This is a genomic window from Bacillus sp. Hm123 (assembly GCF_051842975.2).
In the GTDB taxonomy this organism is placed as follows: domain Bacteria; phylum Bacillota; class Bacilli; order Bacillales; family Domibacillaceae; genus Bacillus_CE.
Window position 1 is genome coordinate 333,655 of sequence record NZ_CM200277.1, and the last position, 18,846, is coordinate 352,500.

20 protein-coding genes (1 of these 20 only partly in view) are annotated in these 18,846 nt (G+C 39.7%); 11 read left to right on the top strand and 9 right to left on the bottom strand.

The genetic code is table 11. From position 1 onward, the window contains the following. Positions 1-32: 32 nt before the first annotated feature. The 4 genes from ACSVDJ_RS01935 to ACSVDJ_RS01950 all read right to left on the bottom strand — a co-directional run bounded on the left by ACSVDJ_RS01935 (position 33) and on the right by ACSVDJ_RS01950 (position 3,878). The gene (locus tag ACSVDJ_RS01935; RefSeq protein ID WP_439170388.1) at positions 33-1,013 is read right to left on the bottom strand and encodes a FecCD family ABC transporter permease; all 981 of its coding nucleotides are present in this window, start codon (positions 1,011-1,013) and stop codon (positions 33-35) included. After that, positions 1,010-2,029, bottom strand: coding sequence for a FecCD family ABC transporter permease (locus ACSVDJ_RS01940; RefSeq protein WP_439170387.1), 1,020 nt, complete (start codon positions 2,027-2,029; stop codon positions 1,010-1,012). The genes ACSVDJ_RS01935 and ACSVDJ_RS01940 overlap by 4 nt, the downstream gene beginning before the upstream one ends. A 1-nt stretch (position 2,030) precedes the next feature. Beyond that, the gene (locus ACSVDJ_RS01945; RefSeq protein WP_439170386.1) at positions 2,031-2,981 is read right to left on the bottom strand and encodes an ABC transporter substrate-binding protein; all 951 of its coding nucleotides are present in this window, start codon (positions 2,979-2,981) and stop codon (positions 2,031-2,033) included. Between the two features lie 105 nt (positions 2,982-3,086). Then, positions 3,087-3,878, bottom strand: a complete 792-nt coding sequence (locus ACSVDJ_RS01950) for a helix-turn-helix domain-containing protein (protein ID WP_439170385.1) — start codon at positions 3,876-3,878, stop codon at positions 3,087-3,089. Between the two features lie 394 nt (positions 3,879-4,272). Between ACSVDJ_RS01950 and ACSVDJ_RS01955 the strand changes: the two genes are divergently transcribed. The 7 genes from ACSVDJ_RS01955 (at position 4,273) to ACSVDJ_RS01985 (ending at position 10,535) form a co-directional block, all read left to right on the top strand. Then, positions 4,273-4,812 (top strand): nitroreductase family protein, encoded by a 540-nt coding sequence (locus ACSVDJ_RS01955; protein ID WP_439170384.1) that lies wholly within the window; start codon positions 4,273-4,275, stop codon positions 4,810-4,812. A 211-nt stretch (positions 4,813-5,023) separates the two neighbouring features. Next, positions 5,024-5,881, top strand: a complete 858-nt coding sequence (locus ACSVDJ_RS01960; protein ID WP_439170463.1) for a DMT family transporter — start codon at positions 5,024-5,026, stop codon at positions 5,879-5,881. Positions 5,882-5,958: 77 nt separating this feature from the next. Next, the gene (locus ACSVDJ_RS01965; RefSeq protein ID WP_439170383.1) at positions 5,959-6,753 is read left to right on the top strand and encodes a DUF3221 domain-containing protein; all 795 of its coding nucleotides are present in this window, start codon (positions 5,959-5,961) and stop codon (positions 6,751-6,753) included. A gap of 55 nt (positions 6,754-6,808) precedes the next feature. After that, positions 6,809-8,200: a YcdB/YcdC domain-containing protein gene (locus ACSVDJ_RS01970; RefSeq protein WP_439170462.1), complete on the top strand. Its 1,392-nt coding sequence runs from the start codon at positions 6,809-6,811 to the stop codon at positions 8,198-8,200. A 129-nt stretch (positions 8,201-8,329) separates the two neighbouring features. Further along, positions 8,330-8,869: a sigma-70 family RNA polymerase sigma factor gene (locus tag ACSVDJ_RS01975; RefSeq protein ID WP_439170382.1), complete on the top strand. Its 540-nt coding sequence runs from the start codon at positions 8,330-8,332 to the stop codon at positions 8,867-8,869. Further along, the gene (locus tag ACSVDJ_RS01980) at positions 8,870-9,268 is read left to right on the top strand and encodes a PadR family transcriptional regulator (RefSeq protein ID WP_439170381.1); all 399 of its coding nucleotides are present in this window, start codon (positions 8,870-8,872) and stop codon (positions 9,266-9,268) included. It abuts the gene before it with no gap. Then, positions 9,261-10,535 carry an FtsW/RodA/SpoVE family cell cycle protein gene (locus tag ACSVDJ_RS01985; RefSeq protein WP_439170380.1) on the top strand — a complete coding sequence of 425 codons (1,275 nt, stop codon included), beginning with the start codon at positions 9,261-9,263 and terminating at the stop codon, positions 10,533-10,535. Before ACSVDJ_RS01980 ends, ACSVDJ_RS01985 begins: the two co-directional genes overlap by 8 nt. Before the next feature lie 193 nt (positions 10,536-10,728). On the opposite strand, the gene ACSVDJ_RS01990 is transcribed toward ACSVDJ_RS01985, so the two are convergent. Together ACSVDJ_RS01990 and ACSVDJ_RS01995 are read right to left on the bottom strand one after the other, a co-directional pair. Then, entirely contained in the window at positions 10,729-11,376 is a 648-nt protein-coding gene (locus tag ACSVDJ_RS01990; RefSeq protein WP_439170379.1) for an MOSC domain-containing protein, read from the bottom strand. 208 nt (positions 11,377-11,584) lie between these two features. Beyond that, positions 11,585-12,376: a TIGR00266 family protein gene (locus tag ACSVDJ_RS01995; protein ID WP_439170461.1), complete on the bottom strand. Its 792-nt coding sequence runs from the start codon at positions 12,374-12,376 to the stop codon at positions 11,585-11,587. Positions 12,377-12,843: 467 nt separating this feature from the next. Between ACSVDJ_RS01995 and ACSVDJ_RS02000 the strand changes: the two genes are divergently transcribed. Next, entirely contained in the window at positions 12,844-13,230 is a 387-nt protein-coding gene (locus ACSVDJ_RS02000) for a MerR family transcriptional regulator (RefSeq protein ID WP_439170378.1), read from the top strand. Positions 13,231-13,296: 66 nt separating this feature from the next. On the opposite strand, the gene ACSVDJ_RS02005 is transcribed toward ACSVDJ_RS02000, so the two are convergent. From ACSVDJ_RS02005 to ACSVDJ_RS02015, 3 genes are all read right to left on the bottom strand, one after another. Next, positions 13,297-13,722 (bottom strand): hypothetical protein, encoded by a 426-nt coding sequence (locus ACSVDJ_RS02005; RefSeq protein ID WP_439170377.1) that lies wholly within the window; start codon positions 13,720-13,722, stop codon positions 13,297-13,299. 88 nt (positions 13,723-13,810) lie between these two features. Beyond that, on the bottom strand, positions 13,811-15,031 hold the full coding sequence (locus ACSVDJ_RS02010) for a CynX/NimT family MFS transporter (protein WP_439170376.1): 1,221 nt from the start codon (positions 15,029-15,031) through the stop codon (positions 13,811-13,813). Continuing rightward, the gene (locus tag ACSVDJ_RS02015; RefSeq protein WP_439170375.1) at positions 15,028-15,714 is read right to left on the bottom strand and encodes a FadR/GntR family transcriptional regulator; all 687 of its coding nucleotides are present in this window, start codon (positions 15,712-15,714) and stop codon (positions 15,028-15,030) included. Before ACSVDJ_RS02015 ends, ACSVDJ_RS02010 begins: the two co-directional genes overlap by 4 nt. Positions 15,715-15,856: 142 nt before the next feature. On the opposite strand from ACSVDJ_RS02015, the gene ACSVDJ_RS02020 reads away from it, so the two are divergent. From ACSVDJ_RS02020 to ACSVDJ_RS02030, 3 genes are all read left to right on the top strand, one after another. Then, the gene (locus tag ACSVDJ_RS02020; RefSeq protein ID WP_439170374.1) at positions 15,857-17,056 is read left to right on the top strand and encodes a class I SAM-dependent rRNA methyltransferase; all 1,200 of its coding nucleotides are present in this window, start codon (positions 15,857-15,859) and stop codon (positions 17,054-17,056) included. 244 nt (positions 17,057-17,300) lie between these two features. Then, entirely contained in the window at positions 17,301-18,203 is a 903-nt protein-coding gene (locus ACSVDJ_RS02025) for an ABC transporter ATP-binding protein (protein ID WP_439170373.1), read from the top strand. 1 nt (position 18,204) lies between these two features. Further along, positions 18,205-18,846, top strand: partial view of an ABC transporter permease gene (locus ACSVDJ_RS02030; protein ID WP_439170372.1) — the 5' portion only. 96 nt of this gene lie beyond the right edge of the window; 642 of the gene's 738 nt are visible here — the first part of the coding sequence; its start codon is at positions 18,205-18,207; its stop codon lies off the right edge, out of view.

Sequence of the window (18,846 nt, forward strand, 5' to 3'; positions counted from 1 at the left end):
GTCAAGGGCGGAGAGTGATAAGTATCTTTTTTTTACCCTTTCTTTCTATATTCCTTTCTTAATAAAAATATAAAATAAGGAGCACCGATGAGGGCGGTCATTACACCGACAGGAACCTCTCTAGGAATAATGAGCATTCTGCCTATGCTATCACCTAATAACATTAAATTAGCGCCAATTAATGCTGCTAACGGAATTAATAGCTGATGTCGCCCACCGACAAGCTGACGAGCGATATGCGGAGCAATTAATCCAATAAAACCGATAGAACCTACTGCTGCTACTGAAACACCTGCTAATGTAACAGAGAGTAGCAATAACCAAAAACGTTGTCGAATTAGATCAAGCCCTAAAGATTGGCTGTATTCATCACCTAACTGAAAAATATTTAACTTAAGGTATTGCCCCCATGCAACGGGAAGAAGAATGATGATCCATGGAAAAAGGGATAGCACCTCGCCCCAACCTCTACCCCACAAACTCCCTGACATCCATAATAACGCCATATTAATATCAGTAGGGTATTTAACGAGTAAGTATTGAATGCCTGCTTGAAAAATTGCTCCTAATGCTATACCAACTAATGCAAAGGATGCTGGACTTAATGTCAAACGCTTACTCAAAAGCAAAAGCAGAAGAAACACTAAAAATGCCCCCATTAAGGCGGAAATTGGCAAAACATATTTAGGAGCACTAGGAAACAGAAAGATGACTAATGCGGCAAAAAAACCCGCTCCTTTCGTTAGACCGATGACATCAGGGCTTGCTAAAGGGTTGCGAACAAGGCTTTGTAATATGACGCCTGCTACTGCTAATCCAAAGCCTGCAAGAATACTAATGACAGCACGAGGCAATCGGTATTCCCAGATAATAAAAGTGAAAGGGGTATCCATTTGAAATAGACTAAGCCATAAATCTTGAATAGGAATAGAAACGGCGCCAACACTTAAGGACAAAAGAAAAAAAGTTATTAGCAATGCTGAAGAAAAAATAAATATGAGCGTTTTTTTCATGAGATGGCTCCTCCTTTTTTACGGGCTAAATAAATAAAGAAAGGTCCACCAATAATTGCTGTTAAAATCCCGACTGGTGATTCATAAGGGTAGGCAATAAAACGACTGAAAAAATCAGCATAAATAAGTAGCAAACCACCTAAAAGTCCAGTCAATGGAAAAAGCACCCCTAGCTTGTTGCCGACTAATAAACGTGCAATATGAGGAACTAACAGTCCCACAAAAGCGATTGGTCCACAAATAGCGACGGCTGATCCTGCTAACAAGGTAACGATGAGTAGCGCCATCCATTTGACTAGCAAAACCCTTTGCCCAAGACCAATAGCTACCTCATCATCAATAAGTAAAAGTTTAAAAGAAGGCAACATTAATAATAAAGCAACACTCCCAATGATAGACCAAGGGAAGATCGTTTGTAGATCTGACCACCCTGCTTGATCGACAGCTCCAACTAACCAGAAGATCATGCTGTCCGTTGAATGTTGATTCATGATCATCAATCCTTCTGTTAAAGAAGATAAAAGAAAATGAACAGCAATTCCTGCTAAAGCGATTCGAACTGGCTGTTTTTGCTGAACTCCTACTAACGACAAGACGAGAAAAGCACCGATGATGGCTCCAATGAATGCTAAGTAAATAGAAAAGGTTAAAGTTAAGCTCGGAAACAAAATTAATCCAAGAACAACAGCTAAGGAAGCTCCAGCATTTATACCAAAAACGTGTGGCGATGCAATTGGATTTTTCGTCACAAGCTGGGTCAGTAGCCCTGCTAACGCCATATGATAACCAATCACAAAAGCCATAAATGTTCTTGGCATTCTTAATGTTTGAATATAAAGATGCTCTTTGTCGTGTCCTTGATAGGTCACTGCCTCTAATAAAGTACGCCATGAAATGGTCGCTTGTCCCCATTTCAAACTAATGAAGAAACCGATGACAATGAGAAAAAATGTGATGGAAAAAAGCAAGAGCAGAAACATTTTAGGTTTCTGCTTTCTAAGGGAAAACGTATTCATTTTACTGTTCTCCTAAATGCTTTACAATGTCCTCAATCATTTTTTCAGAACCAATCAACCCGCGTGATAGCGCCCAATCTCTACGTTCTACTACAAATACTTGATCGTTCTTCACAGCATCAATTTCTTGCCATAAAGGGTTGTTTTCCCATTCATCTACAATCGTTTCTTCTGTAGCTGGTAGCAAGAAAATAGCTTGTGGATTCGTTTCAACCAATTGCTCTAAGCTTAATTTCGGATAAGAATCCTCACTTTGCACGGGATCATTAAAGCCGATACTTGTTAAAAAAGAGCCTGTGTAAGAATGATCTGAATGGGCAAAGAACCCTTCTGGATTTGTTACAGCAGGTAATACAGTTAGAGCAGTTTCCCCTAATTTTTGCTGTGCTTCTTCCATTTTTTGTTGATGTTCTTCTAAACGTTGTTTTCCTTCTGCTTCTTTTCCTACAGCTTTTGCAATCACTAAATAATTATCAAGCATTTGTTTATAATCTGCTTGGTGGTCGTCTAAAACAATAGTTGGTGCAATGTCATTTAATTGATCATAAACGTTTTTATGGTGATTTAAATCAGCAATAATTAAATCTGGTTGCAAAGAACTGATCATTTCAATATTTGGTTCGTAGCGAGAGCCAATTGATGTGTAGTCCTTTAATTGTTCTCTTACTGTATCCATGAAAAGCTCCGGATTATCATCATCTGCTACACCTGTTGGTTGAACACCAAGAGTGATCAGGGCATCGGTGTAACTAAATTCTAAAGCAATAATTTTTTCTGGTTTTTTATCAAGCACAGTCGTTCCGAGGGCATGTTTAATCTCAATTGTCTCTTTCGTCTTTTCAGGTGTGTCTTCTTTCGTTTCTTTTTTATCGGAGTTGCCGCAAGCAAATAAACTTAAAATAAGTACGCTAATAAAAGCAAAGCTGAGCATCCGTTTTGTCCAATGGTGCATATGTTATTCCTCCTAAAGTGATTTTGATAATTATTATCATTTAGATTGTATGTGTTATTACCGCCACTGAACATATCTTTATTTAAGAAGTAACATGTCAAATTTTTAGATTTTCATATTTCGAAAAGCCGTTGGCGAACACCCTACCTCTTTTTTAAAACTGCGACTAAAGTGGAAATAATCAGAAAATCCAACTTTTGGTGCTATTTCTTTCGCCGTTAAATTAGATTGGAGTAAGAATTGCTTGGCCTTTTCAATTCGTAGCTTCAATAGATATGTTTTGACTGTCATTCCTGTATGTTTTTTAAATAACACTGTATAATGCCCTACACTTAATCCTGCTCTTTCTGCTAACAATGGCAATTTTATTTCTAACATATAATGTTGATTCAAATAAGAAACTGTCTCCTCAATATAATTCATGGTTGATGCTTTGTCTGTTTTCATTTCTGATTCATATAAGTAAATAAATAAAATTCGCTCAAGCATAAGCCGTTCTCGAAATTGTTGAACTTCGACTAGTTCCATAGTGTTTTCCTTACTACGTATTCGAATAAGTTCGTCCACCATATAATATATTTTCTCTTTGCTAGTGGAAAATACTGGACCATGCAACGCCAACTCTTGATTTTCAGGAAAAAGTTGATAAGTGATCAGCACATAAGTAGCAGACTTGGTTTTGGGGGTTTCTATAAGGACTGGTTCTTTATTAGCATGTAGCATAAAACCGTCTACACAAGTAATCGGAGGCTCATTCTCCACTGTAATGGTGATATGTCCTTGTTTAACGATGATGATCGTATGTTTCCCTTGCTTAGGTGTATAGGTTTGTGTGGTAGAAAAACATTTTATGTCCTTTAAAAAGGGAATACTCGTTAAAAGCTGTTCAAAGCCCATATCTGCAACATCCTTTTGTTTAAATAGTTGAAAATGCAAGAAGAGATCAAGCCTTTATAGCAAGATCTCTAAGTGAGTGCGCATTCTTTACATAAATTATTGGGTCAAATCACTAGGATATCCAGGTCACTAATCAATAATAATGCTTGCTTTAATTTTTTGAAAACAATTCTCATTACTGATTAAATCTTATCCTTTTGAATACAGACTGTCAATGAATGATTAATGGTAATCATCTTTTTCACATACTATCAATAAGTAAAGAAATTGTATTGTCTGATTGGAAAAAATGGGAGGAGACAGGCATCTATTTTGACGTTTTTAATGAAAATTATTATCATTTAAGGTAGGTATAATATAAAATTGATTAATAAATTATTAGGAGGTTATTAGAGTGTCTATTGTTAAAACGATTCGTGAGAGAAGGTCTGTTAAAAAAGGATATAAGGATGATGCGGTTTCTACAGAGTTGATAGTGGAGCTGCTAAATGATGCGGTGTGGGCACCCAATCATGGGTTGAGAGAGCCGTGGCGTTTTATTTTTGTACCAACGGAAAATAAAGAAGCATTTATTGAACAGTTAATTGTTACATATCCAAAAGATATGCATGAAAATAGAAGAAATTATTTTAGTCAGCCAGCAGCCTTTTTAGTCGTTGTGATGAAAGAGGACCCACGTCAGAAACAATGGGAAGAGGATTTTGCGGCGACGAGTGCGTTAATTCAAAACTTTCAATTGCTCGCTTGGGAACGTGGCTTAGGTGTGGTGTGGAAAACGAATCCGCATAACTGGGATCCAAAGGCAAGACAATTAATGAATGTACAGCCTGGAGAAAAAGTTGTCGGCTTTTTGCATTTAGGTTATTTTGATTCAGAACAGATTCCAGATGGAAGGCCACGAACGCCAGTCGAAGAAAAGCTGACGATTATGTGAAAAAGAAGGTGCCCTAGTGGTGCCTTTTTTTATCATTTATCCCGCATTAATGGGCTGTAAGACTCCCACTGATTGAAGGTTCACTTTATAAAAGTTAGAAAATTCTGTATAATGTGATGTAAATGAGTCTCTTTGGGGCAAAGAGGGGTGTGAGTGTGTGGGAGTGCAAGCTGAAAGTGTTGCGAAATTGCATGAGCGTAAGGAAGCAGCGATCCATCCGTTTGTGTTTGGTTTATTAGTGGTGCTGACGACAGCTTTAATGGGTTCTTCTTTTGCGGTGGGAAAAATCGGACTCACTTATGTATCGCCGTTGTTACTTGTGGCGCTTCGCTTTTCGATTGCTGGTGCGGTGATGGTTATTGCGGTTCGTGTATTGAATCGTCCGCACCCTCGGACATGGAAGCAATGGCTACAAATGGCGACCATCGGTTTTTTTCAAACGACAGCGGTGATGGGCTGTATCTTTATGAGCTTGCGAACGATCACTTCAGGAGAATCAGCGATATTAACGTTCACGAATCCATTGCTTGTTGTGTTATTAGGGACAATTATTTTCAAAATTAAGTATCGGGTATTGCAGTGGCTTGGTGTCGTTTTTGGCATTTTGGGCGTGTTTATTACGATGGGTGGACAATTAAATCTAGAGGTTGGAACGGTGTACGGTCTTTCTTCGGCAGTCACTTGGGCAACTGCTACCTTATTAATTAAAGCTTGGGGGTATAGATTAGATACGTGGGTACTTACCGCTTATCAAATGCTCTTTGGTGGCCTCATTTTATTCATCGCTAGCTTTTTATTAGAAACACCTTCGATTGATATCAATCTGACTTCTGTAGCGATTGTACTTTGGTTAGCTTTCATGGCTTCTATTGTTCAATTTGCCGGCTGGTTTTATTTAATCCAAAAAGGAGACCCAGGAAAAACAAGTGCTTTTCTTTTTTTAGCTCCGTCTTTTGGTGTACTAACAGGTTGGCTGCTGCTAGGAGAACAGCCACAATGGTATATTATTCTTGGAGGAGCATTTATTTTTGTTGGGATCTTTATGGTCAATTGGAAGGCCAATAGATAGTGTGGTCTTTTGTTTGGAAAAGCCGGTACTTTATTTAGTATAATAATGTTAAAAATTACAAAAAAGGAGAGCTCTTGATGAGAAAGATCATAACAGTAGGTGCTGTACTCTGCTTTTCTATGATTTTAGCAAGCTGCAATTCTTCAGGAGAACATAAGAAGAACGGCAATGATCAAGCTCAGGAGGAAAATGATCAATTGATAAATGAAGTGAATCGAGTGATAGCAGGAATGGCAAAAGAACATGCAACGCCAGAGCGAGTATCATTTGAAATATCGGTGGATACGGTAACAGGGACTGTGAACATTTTGCATGATTTTTTAACAACGGAACAACAAGAAGTGCTTCAAAAACAATTCTCCAATAATAAATTAGAATTTGAACAAGACGGCCGATTAGTTCCGTTACCAGGAGAGTCAGATGTTTCTTACCCTTCGAAGAAAATGACAACCACCCTATCTCAGGAGGGTGGCTATGTGATGAGCGTTTCTGAAAATTCGATGCTGGTGGTTAGTGCGATATCGAACAGTGAACGCAAATATTTCGATGCCATTTCTTATCGTTTCCCACAAGCAAATAAAAAGCTGGAAGTCGGTCAGCGAGTGCTAGTAGAACCTGCGGGGCCTATTATGGAATCGTACCCTGGACAAGGCTCGGCAAAGTATGTAGAAGTATTGCCGACCTATCAACCCGAACATGCCGATTTAACAGAAGCGGAAGTTATACATCAAGCGATTAAGCAATCGAAGCGAGAAGGTGGAAGTGTTCTAGCGGTTAGTCAGTTAGCATTCGATTCGAAAAACGATCAGTGGAAAGTGGAGTTTACACAAGAGGAAGAAGTGTTTGAAGTAGTTATAAAGGATAAAAAATAGTCGCCAGAAGCACACTGTATTATTATAAAAAGGAGAATTTGCCAACTTGGAAAAAATGATTAGTTATTTACAAGCGAACATAGCGGAAGAAGTTTATATTGAAGCGAGCGAGTATGATGAGGAGAATTGGGAGATTTTTAGAAAAAGTGACGAGGAAGCGTTAGGGGAATTTCGTTTAGATGAAACAGGAGGGCTTCGTTTTTTCACCATATATGAAGAGGTGGAATGTGCTTCTCCACCACTAGGAATGGAAGAAATTCGAGAACAAGCAGAAGCTTTTATAAACGTATTTTGCTCGGACGCCCTACACATGCTCCACTTTTCATGCATGATCGATTGGGATGAAACGTATAAGTTTATTTATGACAAAAAAGATGAGCGATTTGGCTTGTTCCTACCTAATTCGGGAGTGGAAATAGATGTAGCGAAGGATGGGCGAGTACAGCAATTTTCTTCGCGAGTAGCAGAGTGTGTAGTGCAATATCCAACTGCACTCATCTCTAAAGAAACGGCAAAATCGATCTATATCGACAATCTTGAGTTTGAGTTAGTGATCGCCCAACTAGATAAAGAACAGTATGCTAATGGAGACGATACGTATCATTTATGCTATGCACCGATTGATTATGTGATGGAAGTGGAGCCGGATGGTGCGTTGCAAACGATCGAGGAGTATGGTGGATTTCCCGAAAAGTATGAGGCAATTGAGAAGCGGATCGTTCCAGAAAGTGAACTGCACTCGATCATTGGCTTGAATGATCAATATGCGAAAATAGCGGAGACCATTGAGGATGAAGAAAGAGTAGAATGGTGGTCGAGAGAGAAGATCACCACTAGCTTGCTCGATATAGACGATTTTGAAGGGGATGTGATCAAGGTAGGTTACGACAAAACTACCGGTAAGTTGCTCAGTGTGACGAATGCGGAATCTGTGCAAAAAGGGCACACCCCTTTAACGGAGAAAGAGGCAAAGGATCGAGCGTTACAATTTTTATTTGCTCGTTACCCGAAAGCTAATGAACAATTCATCATGCAACAAAGTCATCCTTCCCATCATTTGATCGTAGAGGAAGATGAGGAGCTAGCATGCGAATCTGAGTACGTTTTTTATTTTCAACGAATCTATCAAGGGGTCAAAGTAGATAGTTATTTATTAGCCATTCAAGTAGGACAACTGTCTGGAAAAATTATTCGCTTTAGCGCAGATACTATTGGAGACATATTAGTGACAGTAGAGCCAGTGATTTCACTAGCTGAGGCGAAAGGTATTTTACTCGAACAGCTAGAGATGGAATTAACATTTGGAAAACATATGGAAGGAGACTTGCCAGTCTATAAAGTTTCCTATCTTCCCGCTTTTCCAAATACGTCTGGTCACATCCGAATGATTGACGCGATAACGGGTGAAGCATTCCATGTAGAGACGGGGATTGTGGAAGAGGGGTAATATGTAGAAAAAGCACATGTGTTCATTAAGGCATGTGCTTTTTCTGTATGTAATGAAAAATAGTTGCCTTTTGGGAAACCGAATCAGCCACTGCTTCGTCTAATCAATAGGAGGTTAGGAGGGGATAACTTGGAAGAAATATTTATGGAGGCATTTCAAGAAAAAGATCATGATCTATTATTCGATCAAATCATGACTGAGTATGGCCAAAGTGTATTAGAGCTAGCCTACTCTTATGTGAAAAATAAAACGGTGGCAGAAGACTTGACGCAAGAGATTTTTGTGAAATGCTACCGAGCGCTTCATACTTTTAATAAAAGAGCAAAAATGAAAACATGGCTATGGCGTATTGCGATTAACCATTGCAAAGATTATTTAAAAAGCTGGCACGTTCGCAACGTACAAGCTGTACAAACGGATCATTTGTTGCATGCATCAATGAAAGATGATGTGGAAAAGGCCGTCATTCAAAAAGATGAACGTCAAATGATTATGGAAGCAACATTGAAATTGCCTATTCAATATAGAGAGTTAATTTACTTATTTTATTATGAAGAATGGACGATTAAAGAAATAAGTGAAGTGACGAATATCAAGCAAAATACGATCAAAACGAGGCTTCGACGAGCGAAAGAATTATTAAAAGCTGAATTAGGGGAGGTAGAATAGATGGAAGATCGTTTGAAAAAGTTGAAAAAATCCCAACAGCAAGAGACGTTTCATGGATTAAAGTTCACGGACGAGCTTCGACAAAGCATCTTTCAAGCAATTAAGGAGGAAACAGACGAGGACATTCTTTTAGCGATTCTCCAACTGCTTACTCGTCAAAAAACGGGCTTCGAGTTACTTACCCATCTACGCGGCCGCGGAATAAAAAGATTTGATCAAAATGAAGGCTTTTTATATACCTTCCTCCATTCATTAGAACAAAAGGAATACATTTTATCGCAATGGGATGATGAGAAAAATAAGCAATATAGCTTGAATTCAAAGGGACGGAAGCTATTAAAGAAAGCAGAGACAAAATCGAAGCAAGAAGTGTCGAAAGGAGTAATTCTGTATGAATGAGAAAGCTTCGTTTTTTCAAGAGTTGAAAAGTCATATTCGCTCAAAGGAAGCGCAACAATACGTCGCGTTAGAGTTAGATCAGCACATAGAAAGCACAACAAGAACATTGATGAATCAAGGAGTGTCAAGAGAAGAAGCAGAAAAAGAAGCTGTTGAGCAAATGGGAGACCCGATGAAATTAGGTGTGGAGATGAATAAGCTCCATAAGCCAAAAGTGGAGTGGGGATTGGTGGCGTTCTTTGTGATCGCTGCTGGGCTTGGGTTTTTGCCGCTTATGTTGCTTCGTGATATGGAGGGCTTTATAGAAAGAAAAGCGTTCTATGTTTTATTAGGCATGATTTTGATGACAGCTTGTATGTTCTTTGATTATCGCAAATTACAAAAGTATGGTTGGTGGTTTTATGGGCTTGGGACATTTATATTGTATTTTGTGTTTGTTCAAGGGTGGCCTTATGAGCCGTTTTCGGTGACGATAAATGGAGCTGTGTACTTAGTATTAGGTCCAATCTCGACCGATTCAACGAGTATCCTTCCATTCTATTTTTTTGCTTGGGCTAGTTTTTTGAACCGATCGATGTCGAAGTGGAAACTTATTGTGCTATTCGCTCTTCCGTTAATTTTGTTTTCTCAAGCTGCAAGTGGTGCTAATGCGATGATGTATACGGCGATGGTCGTTGTGATGTACGGTTGGTCCATTCGTCGTAATAGAAAGTCATTAGGTGCTTTAGTGCTTATCACTCCATTTGTAGCAGTAGGTAGTTTATTAGCTTTTTTGTCAATAATGAACGAGTATCAGTTGGGAAGGTGGCGAGCCTTTTTACATCCAGAGGAACATGTCGATTCAGGAGGCTATATCCCTTTGTTGATCAAGAAGTTCATTACAGAGGCAAGTTGGTTTCCGCAGTCTATTCCAACAGACAATTCTTTCGTTCCAGAAGCTCATACAGATATGGTGTTAGTGACGTTAACTTACGGGCTAGGTTGGGGGTTCTTATGCTTCCTTCTCGTCGTCCTGATTGGATTTGCGGCTAGGATGCTATGGATGACAGGAAAAATCAAAGATCCCTTTGGGCAATTATTAATCATTGGCGGGTTGATGCTTTATGTTGCACCGCTTCTGTATAATCTGTTGATGATCGCGGGTTGGTTACCTGTAACAGGTGTATTCGTTCCGTTCATTAGCTATGGAACCATTGTGGTTTGGTTATATGCATTCGTGATTGGTATTATGCTAAGTGTGTTTCGGCGAAAAAGTTTTGCTGTTTAAAAGGGTTGCGAAGGTCGAAGAAGTGGCTTCAAGGTTGAAGAAAGCTGTCGTAAGGTCGGAGAAAGTTCTTACAAAGTTGAAGAAGTAGCCCTATCGTCGAAGAAAATCCTCAAAAAGTCAAAGAAACCGCACAAATATCGAAGAAAGCACATGAATGGAGCACTCATCACGCCACTCATGTGCTTTCTGCTTATCAATCAATTAATCTTTCTAATCGTTTTTCAAACTGCTTACGCCATTCTGCTGCTAGCTCTGGAACGGCTAACACTTGTTCCATGCCTTCGATATCCTTTTGACGATGAAAATAAACTTGATTGGCAAATAGTATCGACACTTTTTGAGGGTGGGGCTCTAGCAAGGTAATGCTCGAATCAGCTCGCACCGTTCCTTCTTCTAGGACGCGACATAAGTAACCAGTAAAACCGGTTTCAACGATTCGTTTAAGAAGGGGAGGGATGCTCGTTCTCTTTGTAATGGTGCTACACGGCACTCGCCCTTGCGTAACTTGGATGACGGCGTCTCCTATTTGATAAATATCACCAATATGAATATCTTGCTCTAGCATATTCGTGACAGTTACATTTTCACCGAATGTCGCCGTAGGGAGCGTCGTTTGAAATTCTTGTTCCCATAGCTTGTAGTGCTCATGCGGATATACACAAACCGCACGATCAGGGCCGCCATGATGTTTTAAATCGGCGACACCATCGCCAATAAATCCATCTTGCGTTAAAAAAGCTTCCTCAACACTTTCCTTGCAAATACCTGTATTCATTTCTTTATCTTGACCGTACTTCATCTTTTTAGGTAATCCAGTTGCAAAATTTACTAGCTCAATCATATTAAGATAGACTCGCTTTCTTGTTTTATTTTTAGAAGATTTAGAAAATAGTAGATGCGCTTAGAGTAGTTTTCTAATCGTTAAGTTTCATTTGTTCATTTAATGATTATTCTTATGCAGTTATCATAGAAGTAATTATACAACAAATCTCTATTTGAAATTGAAAAAAATCACCCTAGAGTAGATTCTAGAGCGATGAGAGTGCTAATTAATCATCACTAAACATATTGAAAAATCCGCCGATGCCGCCTTCACCTTTAGAAGAGCCTCCTGTTTGTGGTGCGGATGCAAAGACGCGGCTCGCTAAGCGGCTGAATGGCAACGATTGTACCCAAACCGTACCTGGGCCTCGTAATGTCGCAAAGAATAAACCTTCGCCGCCGAATAAAGCTGTTTTGATGCCACTAACTGCTTCGATATCGTAATGAACGTCTTGCGTCATTGCGACTAAGCAACCCGTATCAATGCGAATCAGTTCTCCAGGGGCGAGCGTTTTTTTATGTATCGTCCCGCCAGCGTGAACAAAGCTCATTCCGTCTCCTTCAAGCTTTTGCATAATAAATCCCTCGCCACCGAAGAAGCCAGCACCTAGCTTTCGCTGTAATTCAATGCCGACAGAAACGCCTTTCGCTGCTGCTAGGAACGCATCCTTTTGACAAATAATTTTTCCACCGAGCTCGCTTAAATCCATCGGAATGATTTTCCCAGGGTAAGGAGCGGCGAAAGAAACATGCTTTTTTCCGCTTCCTTCATTCGTAAATGTCGTCATGAACAAGCCTTCTCCTGTAATTACCCGTTTACCAGCACCGAGTAACTTACCCATTAACCCACTGCCTTGATTAGAAGAAGCATCACCAAATACCGTTTCCATGCGGATACTATCTTCCATCATCATTAAGCTACCAGCTTCTGCAACAACCGTTTCCTGTGGATCAAGCTCGACTTCAACAAATTGCATATCATCGCCATAAATTTTGTAATCAATTTCGTGGTTATTCATCATGTAGCCTCCTTTTTAGTAAAATATACGAGTTTTTCCATGAAAGGTTTCATTTATTTGTCGGTAAAGACCATTTTATAGACAAAAGCCAATTCTGTGTTTTTTAAAGTAGGAAGCTTTCCGTTTTCGCTGCTATAGGTTGAGAAATTGTCTTTTGTTAGCTTGATTTTATCCTCAATTAGTATGTTGTAGGAAAAAGTTTCTATTTCATTTGGGTGGATGGTAGACACTACGCTATTCATCCAGTTAGAATCATTAACACAATAAAGAAAACTAAAATTTTAGAAAAATATTTCAAATCTCTGCCCCTTTTTATATTTATTATTATACAATAAAACTACAAAAATGGAGGTTTGTGGTTCAAGAAGCTTCAGGGAGTGACAAACTTCGAGGAGTGATAGGTGCTTCATGTCGAATGTTTATTTAAAGTTTGATGGAAATAGATAATAAAGTAAATGGGAGGCAGTATGTATTCAATTGGCCAGTTTTCAAAAATATGCGAGATGCCAGTCAAAACGATTCGTTATTATAGCGATCTTAATTTATTAGTACCATCTTACATAGATCCAGAAACGAATTATCGATATTATGACCATGATAAAGTTCAAGCAATGAAAAAGATTAAGCTGTTGAAAAGTTGTCGATTTACGTTAGCGGAGATTAAAGAGTTTATGGCAGAAGCTGATCCGATGAAGTGGAATGCCTCTATTGATTATAAAATTAAACAACTAGAAAGCGAACGAGATCAGTTTTTACAAATGATCGAGCAAATGAAAGAGTGGAAGAATCAAATACAAGCGGAAGGTTCATGTGCCTGTTCATGTGTAAAGAAACCTCATTCTAGTCAAAGGTGAGAAAATGTAGTCTAAATCAAGAAACATCCCTGCCAATCGTTGTTTGCAGGGATGTTGAGGAAGCTGTTACGTAGATATTTCTAGTTTTTCTTTGAAATCAGTGATTTTCTTCTTCGTATCGGTCATCAATGATGTTATTTTTTGTACATTAGATGTTTCTTTTTTTGCTTCGTTAATAAGTGGATATAGGCTTTCTTCGATGTTTTTGTAGTCTTCAGGGAAGGCTTCTTCTACTTGTTTTTCAATCTCATCCCAATTCTCTTCCAGCTGTTCTCCGCTACTTTGAATCTTCTTTGTCTCATTTGGAGATTGCTTCACTACTGTACTCAAGTCCTCTAAAGAAGTCTGTACTTTGTCGATTCCTCTCGTTAAATCGGGCATTTCTTTACTCGTTTCTACCGCTTCTTTGGCTGAATCAAGCTCGTTATTAAAATTACAGCCAGCCATCACCATAGCGAAAAGTATTACTAATACATAATTAAACTTTTTCATTAGGCCCTCCTTGTAGACACCTTTTTTCTACTAGTGTTAACAAGTTTCTATAGGTTTAAACAAGAGAGAATATCGAAAAAAAATCACCCTATTTCACATAGCCTTTTTTACCAGCGCCCATTCCAAAAATAAAAATAAGTAGGGAAACAACTATCAGCATAAGTAAAGGAATAGTCCAACTATGCGTGATGTCGTGGAGCCAACCAAATAATACCGGGCCGGTAGCGGCTAGAAGGTATCCTAGTGACTGGGCCATACCTGATAGTTCAGCGGCTTCTTGGATGGTTTGTGTACGAAGGCTAAAGAACATCATTGCTAAACTGAAGGCAAATCCTCCGCCAATCCCGATCATGATCACCCATAAAAGAGTGAACTGAGTGCTTCCATACAATATGCCACATAGACCAGAAATAAATAATCCAGCGGTCAAGGCAACTAATAGGCGCTGACTTTGTAGACGTCCAGCCCAAATTGGGACGATAAAAGTGAAAGGCAGTAAAGCAAATTGCATAATAGAAAGCATCCAGCCAGCTTCGTTTGCGTTCAGACCTTGTTCTTTTAAGATTTCTGGCAGCCAGGCAATTACGGTGTAAAAGATTAAAGACTGAAGACCCATAAAAAAGGTGACTTGCCAAGCTAAGCGCGAGCGCCATAAATTAGTGGACTTTTCTCTCAGAGTTGTTTGGACATTCGTTCTTGCTTTTGGTCGTGATTTCAATTGTGGAATCCAAAAGAAAACGGCTAACAAAGATAAAATTGCCCAGCAACCGAGAGCACCGCGCCAGCCTAAACCTAGAAGTGAAGAGAGCGGGACACTAACACCGGTTGCTACTGCCCCACATAAGTTCATAGAAACAGCGTAAATACCTGTCATTACTCCGATGTTTTTGGCAAAGTCCCGTTTGATCAAGCTCGGCAGTAAGACGTTGGAAACAGCGATGGCTAAACCGAGTAAAATAGTGCCAGTAAATAAGGGAGTGACTCCACCAGTAGAGCGTATTCCAATTCCAAAAGTTAATAATAACAAAGAAGCGAATAATGTGCGTTCTAAACCGAAGCGCTGCGATAATTTCGGCGCGAACGGTGATAAGAAGGCGAAAGCAAGGAGCGGTACGGTTGTTAACGCACCCGCTGAAGTATTCGATAAATGTAAACTGTCACGAATGGAAGCGACTAATGGACCTACAGACGTCAACGGGGCTCTTAAATTGGCTCCAAGTAAAACAATGCCGATCAAGAGCAACCAGGTACCTTGTTGAATGGTTGCTCTCGATGGATCTAGTTGCTTCGCTGCTTGATGTGTATTCATGATAATTTCTCCGTATCTATTTTAAACTGGGTCATGTAAGTATTAACAGCTGCCATGGCTTGTTGGCGATCCTGGTTAATAATCGCGTCCACAAGTTGGCTATGAATGTGCAGCTGAGTCTCTAAACAAGAATTGATTTCTACCAAATGGTGAACAGAATCATGAAGGGACACCGTCATATGATCGTATAAATCGATGAGCAAATGGTTATGAGTTGCTTCGGCGATGGCTTTATGCAACTGAATATCTGCTTCAGCATAAGCTTCATGATCCTTTGATTTGGCCGCTTCTTTACAGGCAGACAAATAAGTTTTCAATTGCTCCATATCTCTTTTGCTTCGTCTAGCGGCCGCTAATTGTGCGGCTTCTCGTTCTAAAGCGTGGCGCACTTCTAATGTTTCTAACAAGTTAGCTTGTTGGATTCTGCGATGGAGTGCCACCTCTAACACGCTAGATGAACAGACAAAGGTGCCGCTCCCTTGCCTTGTTTGCAAAAGACCCGCATGTACAAGCGATCGAATAGCTTCTCTCAATGTATTCCGGCTGACAGCAAACTGCTCCATTAATTCCAGCTCTGGAGCGATGCGGTCGCCGACTTGCCATTCTCCTGATTCAATCAGGGCTTCCATTTGAGAAATGACCTGATCTACAAGCGACACTCGTTTTGTTTTTGATATATTCATAGTAACACCTCAAATTTGTAGGATGATTGGTTGTTTTGATAATTTACTACATGAAAGTAAAAAAGTAAAGTGAAAGATGCCTTAAACCCCTGCATTGTGCCATAATAAATAAGAAGCAATTAGAAACAATGATGGAGGAACTATGACAAAACTTTTAACGATAAAAATAAATAGAAAATATGCGGCTAAAATGAAAAAAGGTTATCCACTAATTGAAAAGGAAGCTGTTGATAATGAAAAGTTATTGAAGCACGAGGGCGAATTACTGCGACTAGTGGATGAGAAAAATCATTTTATTGGCATCGGCTATTATGGCATTCAAAACAAGGGGCTCGGTTGGGTGATCAGTCATAATCAAGAAGAAAGCGTGGACGAAGCTTTTTTTACAAAGAAAATTCAGGAGGCTTTTACCCATCGACAACAGTTGTTCGCTGACCCTGATACGACAGCTTTTCGCGTGTTTAATGGGGAAGGTGATGGTCTTGGTGGTGTGACGATTGATTATTACGACGGCTATTATCTCATTCAGTGGTATAGCAAGGGCGTGTATTCGTTTAAAGAAAACATTTTAGCGGCGCTTGCTCAGACGACGGAGTACAAAGGCGTCTATCAGAAAAAACGCTTCAAAGAAAAGGGACAATATATTGAAGAAGATGACTTTGTTATGGGGGAGCGCGGAACATTCCCATTGATTGTCAAAGAAAATGGCGTGAAGTTTGCCGTCTACTTAAATGATGGGGCGATGACTGGGATTTTTCTTGATCAACGAGAGGTGCGCAAAGCCATTCGCGAACGCTACTCGGATGGAGCCGAAATGCTGAATATGTTTTCCTACACAGGCGCTTTCTCGGTCAATGCGGCCCTTGGCGGAGCCAAAATGACAACAAGTGTGGATGTAGCTAATCGTAGCCGTCCAAAGACAATTGAGCAATTTGCAGTGAACGGCATTGATTATGAACGGCAACAAATTGTTGTCGATGATGTGTTTCAATATTTTAAATACGCAGCTCGCAAAGAACGGACATTTGATCTAGTTGTCCTTGACCCACCGAGCTTCGCTAAAACGAAAAAACGGACATTTAGCGCAGCTAAGGATTACACGACGTTACTTAAAGAGACAATTGCCTTAACAAAAAATCAAGGCGTTATCGTCGCTTCCACTAACTGCAGTTCATTTGATATGAAAAAATTCAAACAGTTTATTCAGACGGCATGCCAAGAAACGGGTACCAACTACACTATTCTTGAAGAGTACAGCTTACCTGCGGACTTTCGGACGACACGCTCGTTTCCGGAAGGTGATTATTTGAAGGTAGTATTTCTTCGAGTGAAGAAAGTATAAAGACATGAAAACACCGCTAATCCACGAATAACTATTCGGGGTTAGCGGTGTTTTTGGTGTTAACCCGCTGATTAGACTGCTTTTCAGTCGGACAAGAGTAATAATCAGGCGGTCAACTATAAATAACAGTCGAAGCCTCAACAGATAGAAAATGACAATTGTCATTTTTTGTGATGACATTTACTACTAATCTAGAGAGTTTAATCATCATACACTTAGTTTAACGAATACGGAGGTGCTGAAGATGACTGAAGTCGTTAAGGTAGAACGGGTGTCAAAATTATTTCGTGATAAAAAAGCCGTGGATGATGTGTCGTTTTCTATTCATTCAGGAGAGATTGTAGCCATTCTTGGTCCGAATGGTGCGGGAAAGACAACGACTATTTCGATGGTTTTGGGGCTTTTAAATCCGTCTAGTGGAAATGTCCAAGTGTTTAATCAGCTGCCTAAGGAGAAAAGCGTTCGAGAAAAACTAGGGACGATGCTACAGGATGTCAGTGTGATGCACGGGTTAAAAGTCAATGAATTGCTTGATTTAGTTCGTCATTATTATCCTCATCCACATTCTTTAGCAAAATTAATTGCTTTAACGGGATTAAATGAAGTCGATTTAAAGACACGAGTGGAAAAGCTTTCGGGTGGTCAAAAACGACGCCTTAACTTTGCCTTGGCATTAGCGGGAAATCCAGAGCTCCTTATTTTAGATGAGCCTACGGTTGGGATGGATTTGAGTTCCCGTAAGCACTTTTGGGAAACGATTCAACAGTTGGCTGAGCAAGGGAAGACGATCATTTTTTCAACGCATTATCTTCAGGAGGCGGATGATGTGGCTAAGCGAATTTTGTTGTTTAAAGAGGGGCGGATTATTGCTGATGGAAAACCTGTGGACATAAAAGCTCAATTTTTAACTCGAACGGTTTCTTTTCAAGCTAATACCACCATTTCATTAGCGCAAATAAAAGGTTGGTCCAGTGTGAAACAGGTACATCAGAGAAATGGTAGATTTTATATTGAAACAAATGATTCAGATGAAATATTAGCTCGGCTGTTTGCTGAAAAAACGGGTGCTCGTGATATTCAGATTGAACAAGGAAGATTAGAAGCGGCGTTCGAGCAGCTGACGGCTCGTGAAGAGGAGGTAATATAAAATGAAAGTATTGTTCATGCAATGTAAGGTGGAAATCATTCGGATTTTGCGCAATCCTTATTTTGTTTTTTGGTCTTTATTAATGCCAATCTTCTTCTATATTGTGTTTACAAAAGTGATTAATACGGACGTACCGAATCCTGGGCTTTGGCAAGCACATTATTTAATGTCGATGACGGCTTTTAGTGTGATGGGTTCTGCGATTATGACGTTAGGCATTCGAATGGTGCAGGAACGATCACTTGGTTGGTCAACTTATATGCGAGTGACACCACTTTCTAACACGATCTATTTCATAGCGCAAATGGTGGGGCAAACATTGATTCATTTACTTTCGATTATTGTCATTTTCACGGCTGGTGCCTTTGTTAATGACGTATCGCTTACCGCTTCGGAATGGCTGTGGAGTGGACTGTGGATTTTAATAGGAGCTTTTCCGTTTTTAGCACTAGGAACTTTGTTTGGAGCGATGAAAAAAGTAGAAACCGCTTCTGGTGTGAGTAACCTTTTGTATATCATTCTAGCGATGGCTGGAGGGATGTGGATGCCGATGGAAGTCATGCCGAAAATGATGCAAAACATCGGTGAGTGGCTGCCTTCCTATCATTACGGAAATGGGGCTTGGGAGATTATTCGTGGTGGG